The 13,492-nt window shown below is 59.3% G+C and carries 15 protein-coding genes and 1 pseudogene; 10 read left to right on the top strand and 6 right to left on the bottom strand.

The features are described from left to right. Positions 1 to 18: 18 nt before the first annotated feature. Both B4V06_RS03170 and B4V06_RS03165 read right to left on the bottom strand, forming a co-directional pair. A complete protein-coding gene (locus B4V06_RS03170; RefSeq protein WP_498167392.1) occupies positions 19 to 612 on the bottom strand; it encodes a helix-turn-helix transcriptional regulator in 594 nt (197 codons plus the stop codon). Between the two features lie 292 nt (positions 613 to 904). Further along, complete coding sequence (locus B4V06_RS03165) at positions 905 to 2,302, bottom strand: permease (protein ID WP_310926150.1); 1,398 nt, start codon at positions 2,300 to 2,302, stop codon at positions 905 to 907. A gap of 322 nt (positions 2,303 to 2,624) precedes the next feature. On the opposite strand from B4V06_RS03165, the gene B4V06_RS03160 reads away from it, so the two are divergent. Genes B4V06_RS03160 through B4V06_RS03150 form a run of 3 tightly spaced genes read left to right on the top strand, consistent with a single transcriptional unit; the run spans position 2,625 to position 4,398 of the window. Continuing rightward, positions 2,625 to 2,921 carry a hypothetical protein gene (locus B4V06_RS03160; protein WP_310926151.1) on the top strand — a complete coding sequence of 99 codons (297 nt, stop codon included), beginning with the start codon at positions 2,625 to 2,627 and terminating at the stop codon, positions 2,919 to 2,921. A 19-nt stretch (positions 2,922 to 2,940) separates the two neighbouring features. Next, a complete protein-coding gene (locus tag B4V06_RS03155; RefSeq protein WP_310926152.1) occupies positions 2,941 to 3,474 on the top strand; it encodes an SRPBCC family protein in 534 nt (177 codons plus the stop codon). A 24-nt stretch (positions 3,475 to 3,498) separates the two neighbouring features. Continuing rightward, complete coding sequence (locus tag B4V06_RS03150) at positions 3,499 to 4,398, top strand: universal stress protein (protein ID WP_115819529.1); 900 nt, start codon at positions 3,499 to 3,501, stop codon at positions 4,396 to 4,398. A gap of 12 nt (positions 4,399 to 4,410) precedes the next feature. On the opposite strand, the gene B4V06_RS03145 is transcribed toward B4V06_RS03150, so the two are convergent. From B4V06_RS03145 to B4V06_RS03135, 3 genes are read right to left on the bottom strand one after another with little or no spacing between them, the layout of a single operon-like run. Continuing rightward, positions 4,411 to 4,686: a DUF7521 family protein gene (locus B4V06_RS03145; RefSeq protein WP_115819528.1), complete on the bottom strand. Its 276-nt coding sequence runs from the start codon at positions 4,684 to 4,686 to the stop codon at positions 4,411 to 4,413. 3 nt (positions 4,687 to 4,689) lie between these two features. Continuing rightward, on the bottom strand, positions 4,690 to 4,977 hold the full coding sequence (locus tag B4V06_RS03140) for a DUF7521 family protein (protein ID WP_142980478.1): 288 nt from the start codon (positions 4,975 to 4,977) through the stop codon (positions 4,690 to 4,692). 2 nt (positions 4,978 to 4,979) lie between these two features. Continuing rightward, on the bottom strand, positions 4,980 to 5,330 hold the full coding sequence (locus B4V06_RS03135) for a winged helix-turn-helix domain-containing protein (protein WP_142980477.1): 351 nt from the start codon (positions 5,328 to 5,330) through the stop codon (positions 4,980 to 4,982). A gap of 116 nt (positions 5,331 to 5,446) precedes the next feature. On the opposite strand from B4V06_RS03135, the gene B4V06_RS03130 reads away from it, so the two are divergent. Together B4V06_RS03130 and B4V06_RS03125 are read left to right on the top strand one after the other, a co-directional pair. Further along, a complete protein-coding gene (locus B4V06_RS03130) occupies positions 5,447 to 6,094 on the top strand; it encodes a plastocyanin/azurin family copper-binding protein (protein ID WP_142980476.1) in 648 nt (215 codons plus the stop codon). Positions 6,095 to 6,154: 60 nt separating this feature from the next. After that, positions 6,155 to 6,580, top strand: coding sequence for a hypothetical protein (locus B4V06_RS03125; protein ID WP_310897839.1), 426 nt, complete (start codon positions 6,155 to 6,157; stop codon positions 6,578 to 6,580). Here the strand turns inward: B4V06_RS03125 and B4V06_RS03120 are convergent. Then, on the bottom strand, positions 6,573 to 7,106 hold the full coding sequence (locus B4V06_RS03120) for a hypothetical protein (protein ID WP_310897838.1): 534 nt from the start codon (positions 7,104 to 7,106) through the stop codon (positions 6,573 to 6,575). The genes B4V06_RS03125 and B4V06_RS03120 overlap by 8 nt on opposite strands. A 101-nt stretch (positions 7,107 to 7,207) precedes the next feature. Between B4V06_RS03120 and B4V06_RS03115 the strand changes: the two genes are divergently transcribed. The 5 genes and pseudogenes from B4V06_RS03115 (at position 7,208) to B4V06_RS03095 (ending at position 13,482) form a co-directional block, all read left to right on the top strand. Next, positions 7,208 to 7,984: a S16 family serine protease gene (locus B4V06_RS03115; RefSeq protein WP_498167385.1), complete on the top strand. Its 777-nt coding sequence runs from the start codon at positions 7,208 to 7,210 to the stop codon at positions 7,982 to 7,984. Between the two features lie 101 nt (positions 7,985 to 8,085). Continuing rightward, entirely contained in the window at positions 8,086 to 10,863 is a 2,778-nt protein-coding gene (gene acnA, locus B4V06_RS03110) for an aconitate hydratase AcnA (protein WP_498167382.1), read from the top strand. A 113-nt stretch (positions 10,864 to 10,976) separates the two neighbouring features. Further along, complete coding sequence (locus B4V06_RS03105) at positions 10,977 to 12,146, top strand: NAD(P)/FAD-dependent oxidoreductase (protein ID WP_277524700.1); 1,170 nt, start codon at positions 10,977 to 10,979, stop codon at positions 12,144 to 12,146. 95 nt (positions 12,147 to 12,241) lie between these two features. After that, positions 12,242 to 12,795 (top strand): annotated as a pseudogene (locus B4V06_RS03100) (DoxX family membrane protein). A 6-nt stretch (positions 12,796 to 12,801) separates the two neighbouring features. Then, on the top strand, positions 12,802 to 13,482 hold the full coding sequence (locus B4V06_RS03095) for a methyltransferase family protein (RefSeq protein ID WP_199519517.1): 681 nt from the start codon (positions 12,802 to 12,804) through the stop codon (positions 13,480 to 13,482). Positions 13,483 to 13,492 lie beyond the last annotated feature (10 nt).

The following is a 13,492-nucleotide window of genomic DNA, read 5'->3' as shown; positions in this document are numbered from 1 at the left end:
ACTCGTAGGAATGGTCCGCTAGTTCGCCTGTTTCTGTTGTAAGTCGTCGCTCGGGTAAATCCGATACGTTCGCCCTTGGCGCTCGCGGTACAGGAGGCCGCGCTTCTCGAGAGCGCTCACCGTCTGACTGACCTTGCTCTTCGAGAAGTCCGAGCGATCCCTGAGTTCGATCTGTGTGATACCGGGTGAGGAGAGGACCGGTTCAAGAATCCGGCGTTCGTCTTCCGGTAAGAGATCCAATATACGAGCCTGCGGCTGAGACTCTGGATTGATGGCTTCCTCTGATTGGGTAGATCTCTCCGATGAATCAGCGCTCTCTGGATCTGTTGGATTCGTTATTTGTGCGCGTTCGCTTGCATCTGTGTTGGTGAGCTCGTCCCGAACAATGAGATACCCTCCACCGACGACAGTCGAGACGAGAAGGGTTCCAAGGACGTACCAGAGCGGATTTGTGCCGTGAACCCCTCCCATCGACGCACCCATATCCATCATCGACCCCATCTCTCCGAATGCCTGCTGTTGCTGATACGCATCCCAGCTGAGCGCACCGCCGACGATAACGACGGCAGCGACGAGGAGGCCAACCACTGCATCGGCTCGCCGCCGATTCATACCTCACTCCTCAGTTTGGCGTGTCGCGTAGTCATACGTTCTCGTTAGCGAACCAGCGCTGTACCAGTTTTGATTCCCCGATGCAAGACCTTTGTGAAGACTGAAATCCGGATCGGGACACGGGCGTTACCATTACCCCGCCTGAGTCGGCCTGTACGGGGACACAATGATCGTCGTGACACCACCCAGAAGGAAATTGAGCGCTGCGCGCTCGGCACCACCCTCAACGAGGTACTCGCATTCGCCGCTCCCTAATCGATTGAACAGGGTCGTCCCACTCCCCAATATGTTTTTAGTGATCGTCATGGGATTCACCTTCTTCAGAGACCTGCGGATGTTGATGTGCGAACTCGGAGGGGTGCTTCTCGAACGTTCGCTTGCACTGATTCGAGCAGAAGTAGTACGTCTCGTTCTCGTGGGTGAGACTCGGCCCGCTGTCGTCGGTCCGCATCCCACAAACGGGGTCGCGATACTGACCAGGTGCACCTAATCCCCGGCGATAGACGTAGAGGAGGGCCCCCGAGAGGACGAACGCGATGATGTTGAGGTAGAAGGTGTAGTTCAACTCGAAGTAGGTCTGTTCCGATGCTGTCTCGCCACCGGCCAAGTCGGGGACGATGCCAAACGCGTCGAATAGTAGTTCCATGAGGAAACCGGTGAACGCCATCGTCACGAAGAAGACGCCGAGGATGTACAGCATGATCTTCCAGCCGTAGTACTTCCGGTAGACGTTCAGAACGGGAATCGTGATGAGGTCGGCGTAGACGAACGCGATGATCCCGGCGAAGCTGACACCACCGCCCCACAGCGCGACCGCGAAGGGGACGTTGCCCATACTGCCGACGAAACTGAGAACGGCGATGGTGACACCCATAATCGCGTTTTCGGCGGTCACAAGCAGGCCGTCGCCCTGGATGAACAGGGTGTTCCAGACCCACTGGGGAACGAAAACGATGACGAATCCGGATATAAGAAACCCTGCGACGATATCCTTCCAGATCATCGACCACTCCTTGCGGTACTGATTTCCAACCTTGTACCACCCACCCCACGAGAGGAGTTCGTCGCGCCACCCGCCGCTACTTGCGGCTTCCTGTTGGTAGGTCTCCAGACAACCCTCCGAGCAGAACTTCAGCGTCTCGCCACCATCGGTCACCAGCGAGTACTCGTCTTTGCCTTCCATCCCGCAGGTCGGATCCTCGGTGATTCCCTGCTCGTTGTCGCTGTGATTCAGTTCCTGCCGGACTTGCTCGAACAGATTCTCGGGGAGCGTGAGGTGGACGATGACAGCCATCACGGCGATGAGGATGATCCCGCCGAGCAGTTCCGCGAGAAGGAACTCCCAGCCTAGCAGAATCAGGATCATCAATCCGAGTTCGACGATGAGGTTCGTCGACGCAAACATGAACGCGAGGAAGTTCACCGCATGTGCTCCCTTCTTGAACAGTCCCTTCCCGATGGCGACCGCGCCGAAGCTACAGCCACTACTCGCGGCGCCGAACACCGTCGCCTTTGTGAGACCGTTCAGGTCCCCCTCTCCGAGGACGTTGGCCATTCGCTCTTTCGAGACGTAGACCTGGACGAGACTCGTGATGACGAGCCCCATGATGATCGCCCACGCAGCGGTCCAGAGGAAGCCAACTCCTATTCGTAAGGACTCGAGAATCCCGTCGACGAGAACGGCTTGCATATCTACACTATCACAGGCATCTGTTTTGTTATTTGTTCTTAAGAAACCGGGGCTGTAGGCGGAGTAAATCTTGCATTCAAAGGTAATTCTTGCTAGCAGCTGTGGTCGACCGTTCGAGGACTGTGTTCGCGCTCATGAGTTTTTGCACGTCACTGGTTCCAGTCGGTGGTTGCTCCTTGGTCTCCCGACGGCTCAGTCACACAGATCGGGGTGTTGTACAGCTGGTTCCCTCCACGAGATTCTTGCTCTATGTTAACAAGAGAAATCTCTCTTTCGAATTGTAACAGGAACCCGAATGAAGGAGTAGAGCGTATCTCTAGTCATGAGCACTACTACCACAAACCAAGATACGTACGAAATGGACTCCACCGACAGTACGTTACACCTTGACACACTTGCACTCGCCGGAGCTGCAGCTGTACTCTCCGCCGTCGTGATGCTCCTGCTCGGTGTGTTCGGAGCAATCGGCGTCTACGAAGGTGCGGTCGAGATGATGCAACAGTGGCACCTGTTCTTCGAACCGACCGTCGTCGGAACCGTGGCGGGCATGGTCGAAGCCGCGGTGATCGGCTTCATCCTCGTGTACGCCTTCGCGTGGCTGTACAACGCCTTCGCATAATAAATCGAGGAGTCAATCCATGTACGTCACCGACAACGCCGAAATCGTCATCGACGCATCGCCCGAGGAGATCTGGGACTACGTAACTGACCCCGTCCACTGGACGGCATCGAACCCCGAGGAACACTACGGACTCGAATACGACACACCCGATAATCGCCCACAAGAGGGGGCGACATTCCACCAGGCGGAAGAAGTCGCTGGGATGTACGCCGATCTGCACGGCCGATTTCAGTACATCGATCATCCACACGTGGCGGTCTGGACTGGGACAGCGTACTATCCACTCCTTCGTGGACTTGTCACCGTTCGAATCCCCGAAGGTGGTACGATTCGGCTCGAAGAGACTGAGGATGGAACCCGGATGTCACACGCCGTCTGGATGGACTTCCCGAATAACCGCCGGGGCCGGTTGCTAAAGCGGCTCTTTACCACCGTTCTTGACGGGAAGGCCAAGCTCTACGACCACACCAACAAGGAGCTCGTCTTCTTCAAGGAACGCATCGAGTCGACAGCCCATAAGCCCCCAAAACCGACGGACGAGAGTCCGTAGCAACATCAACGCACTCATCCAACCATGTATACCGACATCCTCATCCCGACTGATGGCAGCGATAACGTCGAGCCCGCAATCCAATACGGACTTGAGCTCGCTCGCCGATACGACGCAACTGTCCACGCGCTCCACGTCGTCGACAGTTCGCCCATCGAGCGAAAGCTGGAACTGACTGCGCTGGAAACCGACCTGGAGACACTCCCAGACACGTGGTATGAGGCTGGCGATGCCGCCACCAAGCAGATCGAAACTCGAGCTGCAGAACATGGTCTCGACGCAGTAACTGAGGTTCGCCGTGGCATTCCAGCGCGTGAAATTCGTTCCTACATCACCGATACCGGGATCGACCTCGTCTGTATGGGAACCCGAGGACACACCGGTCTCGACCGAGTCCTGCTCGGCAGTGTAACGACCCGACTCGTCCGTACTGTCGATATCCCCGTGCTCAGTGTCAAAGCAAAACAGGCGCTATCAGAACCCGGAATGCGGGGAGGCTTTGAGACTATCCTCGTCCCGACTGACGGGAGTAAGCCCGCACGAGAGGCAGTCACGCACGCTCTTGATTTGGCTCGGACGTACGATGCGACACTTCATGCCCTCTACGTTGTGGATAGAGGTGCCTACGCGTCTCGTCCGGGATGGACGTGGGACGAACTGCAGCAAGTACTGGAGCAAAACGGAGAGACTGTCCTCGAAGATGTCCAGTCCCGGGCAACTGCCGACGGTGTTTCAGTCGCTGCTGAGATCACCCACGGTGTTCCTCATCAGGCAATCGGAGATTACTGCGATCAACACGGAATCGACCTCGTCGTGATGGGAACACACGGACGGTCCAGCCTTTCACGACGGATCATCGGAAGTGTGACCGAACGGGTTCTTCGGAACTCGGACGAGCCAGTATTGACCATTCGAGGAGTATAGCCGTGGCTCGAGCTACCGGCGAAGCGAGATGAGAAGAACCACGAATCCGAGACCGATGGCGACCGATTCGATGATGTGGACAAGGGCGAGATCAAGCCCCCCGAACTCGAACAGTACTCCTTCGATGAACACACCGAGGGTAATAATTCCAAAGCCAACTGCAGCGTTTCTCATATAGTACGTCCCCGTTCGTCGATACGCCTCGAAACTGTAGTACGTGATCAGAATACCGAGGGCAAGGACAGCCAGGCGGACGGCCACGAGAACGGCTGTTGTCGTATCCACCATTAGTCAGTTCTCCAGTTTCTGCGGGTCACGTCCGTATAGAGCGTAGAGGATCGTGAGCATACCAATCGCGACGATGGTTGTTGCCACCGTTCCCGCATTATGTAAGGTCAGGCCAACCACGTCGAACAAGATTCCTTCGACGATCGCGCCGAAGCTGATAATGGCGAACCCGACCGCGAGGTACAGCATCGATTGACTGTTGCTACGTCGGTACCCTCGATAGGCCTGATAGGCGATCACGAATCCCAGAACCATTGTGACGAGCTTTGCGACGATGAGTCCGGGGTGCATGGTTATTCGTTCCTCATTGTGTTCCACAACCGAGCAAATCTGTCGGGCGCGTCTTCTCGAAGTTCGATACGGATGTCGAATCCTGATTCGAGGAGCTGGACCTCGACGCGGTCGAGTTGGGCTTCGTATTCGCTGTAATGATGACCGTCGGGATCAACGTGCGTTCGCTCGATAAGCAGATCGTACTCCAGTAACGTGTTGACCCGTCTGGAAACTGTCGAGACTGACATGTCACACTCTTCGCTGAGTTCCTTGGCGGACAGCTGTTTTGGGCGAGTCGCCTCGAGGATGGCGCGTGCATAGTCGTCGTCAAGGATTTCGAGAATCCCCGAGATGTCTCGCTCCTCACTCACAATCCGTGTTGTTGTGGGTGGGTATATAAAGGAACGCCGATTTGCTGACCCAGCAAATCTGCTTTCCGGACTATATGCCCAGACCGTGTAGGTTCACCTGTAAGGTGACCGATGCCATGACCGATTCACTCACGCGTCGACGGATGCTCCAGCTGACTGGCGGTGCGGCAGTCGTTGGGCTTGCCGGGTGCACTGGAACGCAGAACAACGATGGCGGAGCGGCAAACGGCACGCCGACTGAGACTGGCCACGACGACGGCGGCACGGAGTCCGGTCACAGCGACGACGAGGATGACCACGACGAAGCAGTCGGGGCACCGTCCGATACGGCCGAGGTGCGGATGATCACCGAGGACGGTGGCTACCACTTCGAGCCCCACGTCGTGCGGGTGAACGTCGGGGGAACGGTCACCTGGAACAACGAGAGTGGGAGTCACTCGACGACCGCCTACCACCCCGACAACGACCAGCCCCAGCTCGTCCCCGACGGCGCAGCGGCCTGGGACAGCGGCATCGTCTCCGAGCAGGGTGCGACGTTCGAACACACCTTCGAGACCGAGGGTGTCTACCACTACTACTGTACGCCCCACGAGAGCCTCGGGATGATCGGTAGCGTCATCGTCGGCGAGCCGGACCCCCACGAGCAGGTCGCACTCGAAGAGCCGCCGGCCGACAAGCCCGAGCGCGTCCGCGAGAAGCTCGAAGAACTCAATGGGATGATTCGGACGGCACTCGGCGACGACCACGAAGAGGACAGCCAGTAGACCCACATAGCTTTCCCACCGTAGCAAGCACTTCTCATCAGGACGGAGGAGCGTCGACGGATGGGTATTTCAACACAGCACCAAGATCGACCACTCGCGCTCTGGGCACTCATCGCGACGATTGGTGTGCTCGGCGTGTCGGGACTCGCCGGCGGCGGCCAGTTCATCCTCGCTCCCTCGGGGCGTCTTATTGGAATCTCGCCGACGCTTCTGGCTGGTTTCCCGTTCGATAGCTATCTGGTTCCCGGTCTCATCCTCTTCAGTATCCTCGGTGTGTTCCCGCTGGTCGTCGTGTGGGGTCTCTACCGTCGAAAACGATGGGCGTGGCCGGCGGCTATCGCCGTCGGCGTCGCGCTCGTCGTCTGGGTCCTCGTCGAAGGGGTCGTCATCGGATTCGGGAAACGGTTGCAGTATCCCCACCTCATCCAGGGTGTGGTGATCGTCGGTCTTGCAGTACTTCCCTCTGTTCGAGCGGCTCTCAGATGAGCACGTTGTACCCGACGTGGGCGAACGCGAGGGCGAGATACCCGAGCACGAGCGCCGCCAGGGTTCGTCGAGAGAGTGATGGGAACCCGATGTCGTCGGAGCCGTGAATCCGCTCCCCGAGTGCGTACGCGAACCGCCCGGCGAGTAACGCGAACGGCAGGTGGACGAACACCAGCGGGAGCACGAGCGAGTCGAACTGGACTGTCGCCTCCAGCCGCGACAGGTACTCGAGTTTGAGCACGAGTTCGAGGAGCGCAACGGTCAGCCCGGAAGCCACGGTCGCGAGCAACCCCTCGGTCTTCGAGAGGAGCTGGCCTCGCCAGTAACTCCAGCCGTAGAAGACGAGTATCAATGGGACGAACCGGACGAATGCCTCCTCGACGAGTCCGACCAGAAGTGTCCAGGTCGCGACGGTCGTCACTCCGAGCAAGAGAAGTTCGAACTGGTAGGCGATCCACACGCCGACCCCGGTCACGACGCTGCTCACGCCCACGAGCCCGACCAGTGACCGATACTGGAGCGTCATGAGTGGTGACGAGACAGTGTCTATACGTCAGCGCGCACCGAAATAGGCGTACCCGTTCGAAACGCGTACACGAAGAGCATTTATTACTGCACCCCTGTTACATGGTACCACGGGAACCCAGCGTAGCCACGCACCATACTGCTATGCCCACCGATGACTCCGCGTCCGTCTCTCGCCCGTCCGATACGGAAAGAGACGTTGTAGGGCGAGTGGAAGAGACGATTCTGTCACGGCGGGGGTTCCTCGCAGGACTCGGCCTGGGGAGCGTCGGCGGCGCTGGGGTGGTTCTCGGTCTAACGCGAGCGGGGGAGGGTTTTCAGTCGCTGGCGACGCTTGCGGGTGGGGCCACGCTTCCCGCCCCAACGCGCTACTACCTTCCAGCGGTCGACAGCTTCGGTGACGGTCTCATCGTCCCGTTCGAGGTGGAGTTCACCGACGGGGAGGGTGAGCTGTTCGTGAACCTGAACGGGATCGAAATCCGTCACGACCTCCAGCTCGCGCTCCGAGAGGCGAGGGAGACGGCCACACGTCTCACAGGGGGGTCGCTCACCAACACGGCGACGCACGTCACGTTCGAGCCCCCCGCCTCTGGTGTACTCGCACTCCGCGGGAAGAGCTGGGAGGCCGGTCTCACCGTCGCACTCGTCGCCAGCTTCCGTCAGGAGTCACTCTCACAGGAGACGCTCATCACGGGGATCGTCGACGACGAGGGCACGTTGCTCCCCGTCGGCGGGATCGAGACGAAAGCCCGCGCGGCGCGAGCAGTCGGCGCACGGGAGCTGATCGTCCCGGCGGGCGAACCGACGGACGTGGCTGTTCAAGGGTTCCGAATCGTCGAATCTCCCTCGATTACAGATGCACTCGACCGGATTCTGTGACCGGAGTGCCCCACGGCCGACGAAATCCATGGGAGCGATGATCCAGTCGTCAGATCGCCCACGGGAAACGATTCAAGAGCCGGGGCGCCGTAGCTCAGGGTATGGCCGAAACCGATCCTTTCGACGCGATACGCGAGTTCGAGTTCGACGGAGATGCCTATCGGATGGCGGACCTCACCGCCCTCGAAGAGGCGGGACTCTGTGAACTGGACCGTCTCCCGGTCAGCATCCGTGTCCTCCTCGAATCCGTCCTCCGGAACGTCGACGGCGACACGATCTCCGCCGAGGACGTTCGAAACGTCGCGTCGTGGCAACCTGACGTGCCGGACGTCGAACTCCCGTTCACTCCCTCACGAGTCGTTCTTCAGGACCTCACCGGTGTCCCTGCCGTCGTCGACCTCGCCGCGCTCCGATCAGCGGTTGACCGGAAAGGCAAGGATCCCGCGATCGTCGAGCCAGAGATTCCAATTGACCTCGTGATCGACCACAGCGTCCAGGTCGACTATTTCGGCTCCGAGGATGCCTACGAGAAGAACGTCGAACTGGAGTACGAGCGCAACGGCGAACGCTATCGCGCCCTCAAGTGGGCACAGCAGGCGTTCGACGACTTCCGCGTCGTCCCGCCGGGCACCGGTATCGTCCACCAGGTGAACCTCGAATACCTCGGGCAGGTCGTTCACGCCCGCGAGCGGAACGGCGAGAACTGGCTCCTCCCCGACACGCTCGTCGGCACGGACAGCCACACGCCGATGATCGGTGGCATCGGCGTCGTCGGCTGGGGCGTCGGTGGCATCGAGGCCGAAGCCGCGATGCTCGGCCAGCCCATCACAATGAAGCTTCCCGAAGTCGTCGGGGTCCGCCTTACCGGAGAACTCCCCGAGGGTGCAACTGCGACTGACCTCGTGCTTCACGTCACCGAACAGCTTCGCGAGGTTGGCGTCGTCGATCGCTTCGTCGAGTTCTTCGGTCCCGGCGTGGCGAACCTCACGGTCCCCGACCGGGCCACTATCGCGAACATGGCCCCCGAGCAGGGATCGACAATCTCGATGTTCGGCGTCGACGAAGCGACGCTCGACTACCTCGAACTCACGGGTCGTGACGAGGAGCACATCGAACTCGTTCGCGAATATCTCGACGCACAGGGACTGTTCGGCGAGCAGAACCCCGAGTACACGGAGACGGTCGAGCTCGATCTCTCGACGATCACGCCGAGTCTCGCGGGACCAAAGCGACCCCAGGATCGTGTCCCGATGGACGATATGAAGACCCACTTCCGGGGGCTGGTCCACGGCGAGTTCGAAGACGAACTCGACGAACTCGACGAGGACGCGCTCACCCGCTGGCTGGGAGAGAGCAGCGTCGCCGCCGACCGCCCCGACGCCGACCTCCCGGAACCGGACGTGGGCGAACTAAACGACACGGTCGACGTCGACCTCGACGGCGAGACAACCGAAATCAGGCATGGGAGCGTCGTCGTCAGCGCCATCACCAGCTGTACGAACACGTCGAACCCTTCGGTAATGCTCGCCGCAGGCCTGCTCGCCCGCAACGCCGTCGAGCATGGCCTCGATGTCCCCGAGTACGTCAAGACTAGCCTCGCGCCCGGGAGCCGCGTCGTCACCGAATACCTCGAAGCCTCGGGATTACTGCCGTATCTCGAAGACCTCGGCTACAACGTCGTCGGCTACGGCTGTACGACCTGCATCGGGAACGCCGGGCCACTCCCCGAACCCATCGAGCGCGCCATCGACGCCGAGGACCTCTGGACGGCGAGCGTCCTCTCGGGCAATCGGAACTTCGAGGCGCGCATCCACCCGAAGGTCAGAGCGAACTACCTCGCCAGTCCGCCGCTGGTGGTCGCTTACGGGCTGGCCGGTCGGATGGACATCGACCTCGAAACGGACCCACTCGGGACGGACGATAACGGGGACCCGGTCTACCTCGCCGACATCTGGCCGGACGCCGACGAAATCCACACGGCGATCCATGAGAGCGTGGACGCTTCGATGTTCGAGGAGAAGTACGCCGAAGTGTTCGAGGGTGACGAACGGTGGGAGGCACTCGACGCGCCGACCGGTGACGTCTACGAGTGGGACGATTCTTCGACGTACATCCGCGAGCCGCCCTTTTTCAAGGACTTCCCGCTGGAGGAGCCCGGTGTCAGCGACATCGCCGACGCTCGCACCCTGATGCTGCTCGGGGACACCGTCACCACCGACCACATCAGCCCGGCCGGACCGTTCTCTCGGGAGCAGCCCGCCGGCGAGTGGCTCGTCGACCAGGGTGTCGAACCTCACGAGTTCAACACCTACGGTGCCCGCCGGGGCAACCACGAGGTGATGATGCGCGGCACCTTCGCCAACGTTCGCATCGAGAACGAGATGCTCGACGACGTCGAGGGCGGCTACACGATTCACCAGCCGACGGGCGAGCAGACGACCGTCTTCGAGGCGAGCCGCCGCTATCGGGAAGATGATACGCCGCTGGTGGTGTTCGCCGGCGAAGAACTCGGCACCGGGTCGAGCCGCGATTGGGCCGCAAAAGGGACTGACCTCTTGGGCGTTCGCGCAACCATCGCGGAGAGCTACGAGCGCATCTTCCGTGACAACCTCGTCGGCATGGGTGTCCTCCCGCTGCAGTTCGCTGACGGTGACTCGTGGGAATCCCTCGGTCTCGACGGGTCGGCGCGGATTGAGATTCGTGGATTGGACGACGGCCTAGACGTGAACGACGAGTTGACCGTCGTCGCAGAGCGGGACGACGGCTCGAGAGTCGAGTTCCCGGTCACGGCACAAGTTGGGACGCCCGCAGCCGTTCGATACGTTGAGAACGGCGGAATCCTGCATCTAGTACTCCGCCGACTGCTCACCGAGGACTAATAAGGGGCAACTATCCTGAGTGACAAATGGTATTAGAGACAACCACTTCACGATCTGAAAGTTTCCACTCTCGCTCACAGCAGTCGTCTGAACCGTTACCGCGAATCCAACGCGTGGCAGTACTCGGTGGAGCAGTCGGCGGTCTCGCCGCTGCTGAAGGCTTTTCCAAGCGAGGTTTCGAAGTAGACCTTTTCGAACGTCAGTCGTACGACGACAAACGAGTCAACTGTGGGGAAGCGATGACGGCCGTCTCGAAGATTCCACTCCGTTCGATGTCGGCGAATGGGTTCGTCAATGCTCTTCCGGAGTTACGTGTGGATATCTACGACGGAACGACATCCAGCAGACAGCACACCGGGAGTGGGAGATTCCCGGCCTCCGATACGTACATCACCGACCGAAACATCGTTGAACGACGATGGTCCGAACGCCTCGCTGAAAAGGGCGTTTCGATTCACGAAAACCACCAGATCACGAAGGCGGAGTTCCGGACGTTGGCCGATAAATACGACCTCTTGGTCGACGCGACTGGCCAACCGTCGATTACCAGCAAAGTTCGAGGGAGAACGGACGAGTACGCGGGTCGGATGATCGCCCTCAATGCTGACGTGGAGGGCGACTTTTCAGATCTCTACCCGAATAGCCAGATCGTTCTTGAGGGCTATACCGGGTACGCGTGGGCGTTCTCGAAATCGCCCGAGCGGGCAAACGTCGGCATCGGGTGGACTGAGAGCGAACGCCCAGCCGATTACATAGCCGCATTTGAGGCGGCGTGTGAACGAAACGGCTGGCCGATACCATCTCGGAGTCAGACGAATATCGCTATCATCCCCGAAGGACCGAGTCTCGATCCTGCGCTGACCTATCTACCTGAGTGGCCCGTCGTTCGTGTCGGGGATGCGGCTGGACTCGCGAATCGGCTGACCGGGAAGGGGATCTCGCAAGCAATTCAGTCGTCGTATCTCGCAGCCAAGTTGACGGCGGAGGGAAGCCTTCAGGAGTATCCAGACCGACTCTATCGGACGATGAAAGGGGAGTACCTGCTCGCCCGGATTATGCGGCACCTCGTCGAGACGCGTCAGATGACCGTTCTCGGTGATGCCGTCCAAGTGGTGTCTGGAATCGACATCGAAGACATCGATCGATCCCCACGGGCGGTTCTTCGTCGCTTCTTGGGGCATCCACGGGTGGCTGCTCGGATCTTCTCCAACCCGGCTGTAATCAAGCAGACGTATGCCGCCGTCACAGACGCCTGGGAATACGATACTATTCAGCCAGTATGACGGTATCGGAGAGATCACCCCGAAAAGGGCTCTCTATTCCGGTATGGCGAGATCCCAACGCGATTTTATAACACCTTCCCGGGAATTAGCACGATATGGCATCTCAAGAAGTTCAATTAGAAAGTACGATCGGGGGGTTCACCGCAAGCGGTCGACTACACACGTTGAGTGTCTGGTTTATCTTTGCGCTTCGGTTGATGATGGGACTGGCGTTCTTCCAGAGTGGTCTCGACAAGGTCCTCTCGGGAAGTTTTAGTGCCGGTGGATATCTCACCGGGGCCGTTCCGAATAGCGGGAGTCCACTCGCTGATCTGTTCGTCGCGATGGGGAACACGCCGTGGTTTGTTGACTTCGTGAACGTTGCAGTACCGTGGGGAGAGCTGCTTATCGGCCTCGGGTTGTTGTTCGGTGCCCTCACTCGGCTCGCTGCGTTCTGGGGGGCATTTATGATGCTCATGTTCTATTTCGGCAACTGGGATGTCACACATGGCTACATCAACGGTGATTTCGCGTACATGCTCGTGTTCCTCTCAGTCGCCGCGTTCGGTGCGGGACGGATACTCGGCCTTACGCGTACATTGAACAGTACGAGGTTGGTGGAGTGCCGCTTGTCGAACGGCATCCCTGGACTCAGTATCTACTCGGGTAAGTAAGCGTGTCATCAATAGATACCACTATTACGAATCCCGGTGCTTGGGGCCTCGCGATTATCTTCATTGTCGTCGTTTCTTGGTTCTTCTATCGGTACTTCGCTCCTGACAGCTGGCGGGAGTGGGTCGGCGCAGGAGTGGTACAGGCGTTCATCATCGCATTATATGCGGAGATGTACGGGTTTCCACTGACGATCTATCTGCTGGTCCGGTTTTTCGGTCTGGACCGCGAGTACGTCAGTACCAATCTCTGGTCTACACTGATCGGGTTTGGCGAAACGGGTATGTTCGTATCAATGCTCCTCGGCTACGCTGTGGCGTTTGTCGGCATCGGCCTGTTTGCTCAGGGATGGCGACAAGTCTATCGTGCCCGACAGGACGACCGACTGGTCACAGACGGGCTTTACAGGTACGTCCGCCATCCACAATACACCGGTCTGTTCATCGCTCTGTTTGGCGAGGGCATCATTCACTGGCCGACAATCTTCTCTGTCGCTCTATTTCCGTTCGTCGTTGTGATTTTTACGTGGCTTGCACGGAGAGAAGAGCGTGATATGATCGATACATTCGGTGAGGACTACCGCACTTATCAGCGCAAAGTGCCGATGTTTATCCCCCGCTGGGAGCAGTGGCGCGATCTCGTGGCTGAGTCTCGTAGCAGCAGTGACGATCTCAAAGACCCATGACTTCGACGAG

This window comes from Halorubrum sp. B53 (assembly GCF_059752395.1).
This window is presented reverse-complemented; position numbering and strand designations above follow the sequence as displayed.

Coding starts and splice junctions, on each gene's coding strand:
- B4V06_RS03170 (WP_498167392.1), bottom strand. CDS start 612: ATGAATCGGCGGCGAGCCGATGCAGTGGTTGGCCTCCTCGTCGCTGCC.
- B4V06_RS03165 (WP_310926150.1), bottom strand. CDS start 2,302: ATGCAAGCCGTTCTCGTCGACGGGATTCTCGAGTCCTTACGAATAGGA.
- B4V06_RS03160 (WP_310926151.1), top strand. CDS start 2,625: ATGAGCACTACTACCACAAACCAAGATACGTACGAAATGGACTCCACC.
- B4V06_RS03155 (WP_310926152.1), top strand. CDS start 2,941: ATGTACGTCACCGACAACGCCGAAATCGTCATCGACGCATCGCCCGAG.
- B4V06_RS03150 (WP_115819529.1), top strand. CDS start 3,499: ATGTATACCGACATCCTCATCCCGACTGATGGCAGCGATAACGTCGAG.
- B4V06_RS03145 (WP_115819528.1), bottom strand. CDS start 4,686: ATGGTGGATACGACAACAGCCGTTCTCGTGGCCGTCCGCCTGGCTGTC.
- B4V06_RS03140 (WP_142980478.1), bottom strand. CDS start 4,977: ATGCACCCCGGACTCATCGTCGCAAAGCTCGTCACAATGGTTCTGGGA.
- B4V06_RS03130 (WP_142980476.1), top strand. CDS start 5,447: ATGACCGATTCACTCACGCGTCGACGGATGCTCCAGCTGACTGGCGGT.
- B4V06_RS03125 (WP_310897839.1), top strand. CDS start 6,155: ATGGGTATTTCAACACAGCACCAAGATCGACCACTCGCGCTCTGGGCA.
- B4V06_RS03120 (WP_310897838.1), bottom strand. CDS start 7,106: ATGACGCTCCAGTATCGGTCACTGGTCGGGCTCGTGGGCGTGAGCAGC.
- B4V06_RS03115 (WP_498167385.1), top strand. CDS start 7,208: ATGGTACCACGGGAACCCAGCGTAGCCACGCACCATACTGCTATGCCC.
- acnA (WP_498167382.1), top strand. CDS start 8,086: ATGGCCGAAACCGATCCTTTCGACGCGATACGCGAGTTCGAGTTCGAC.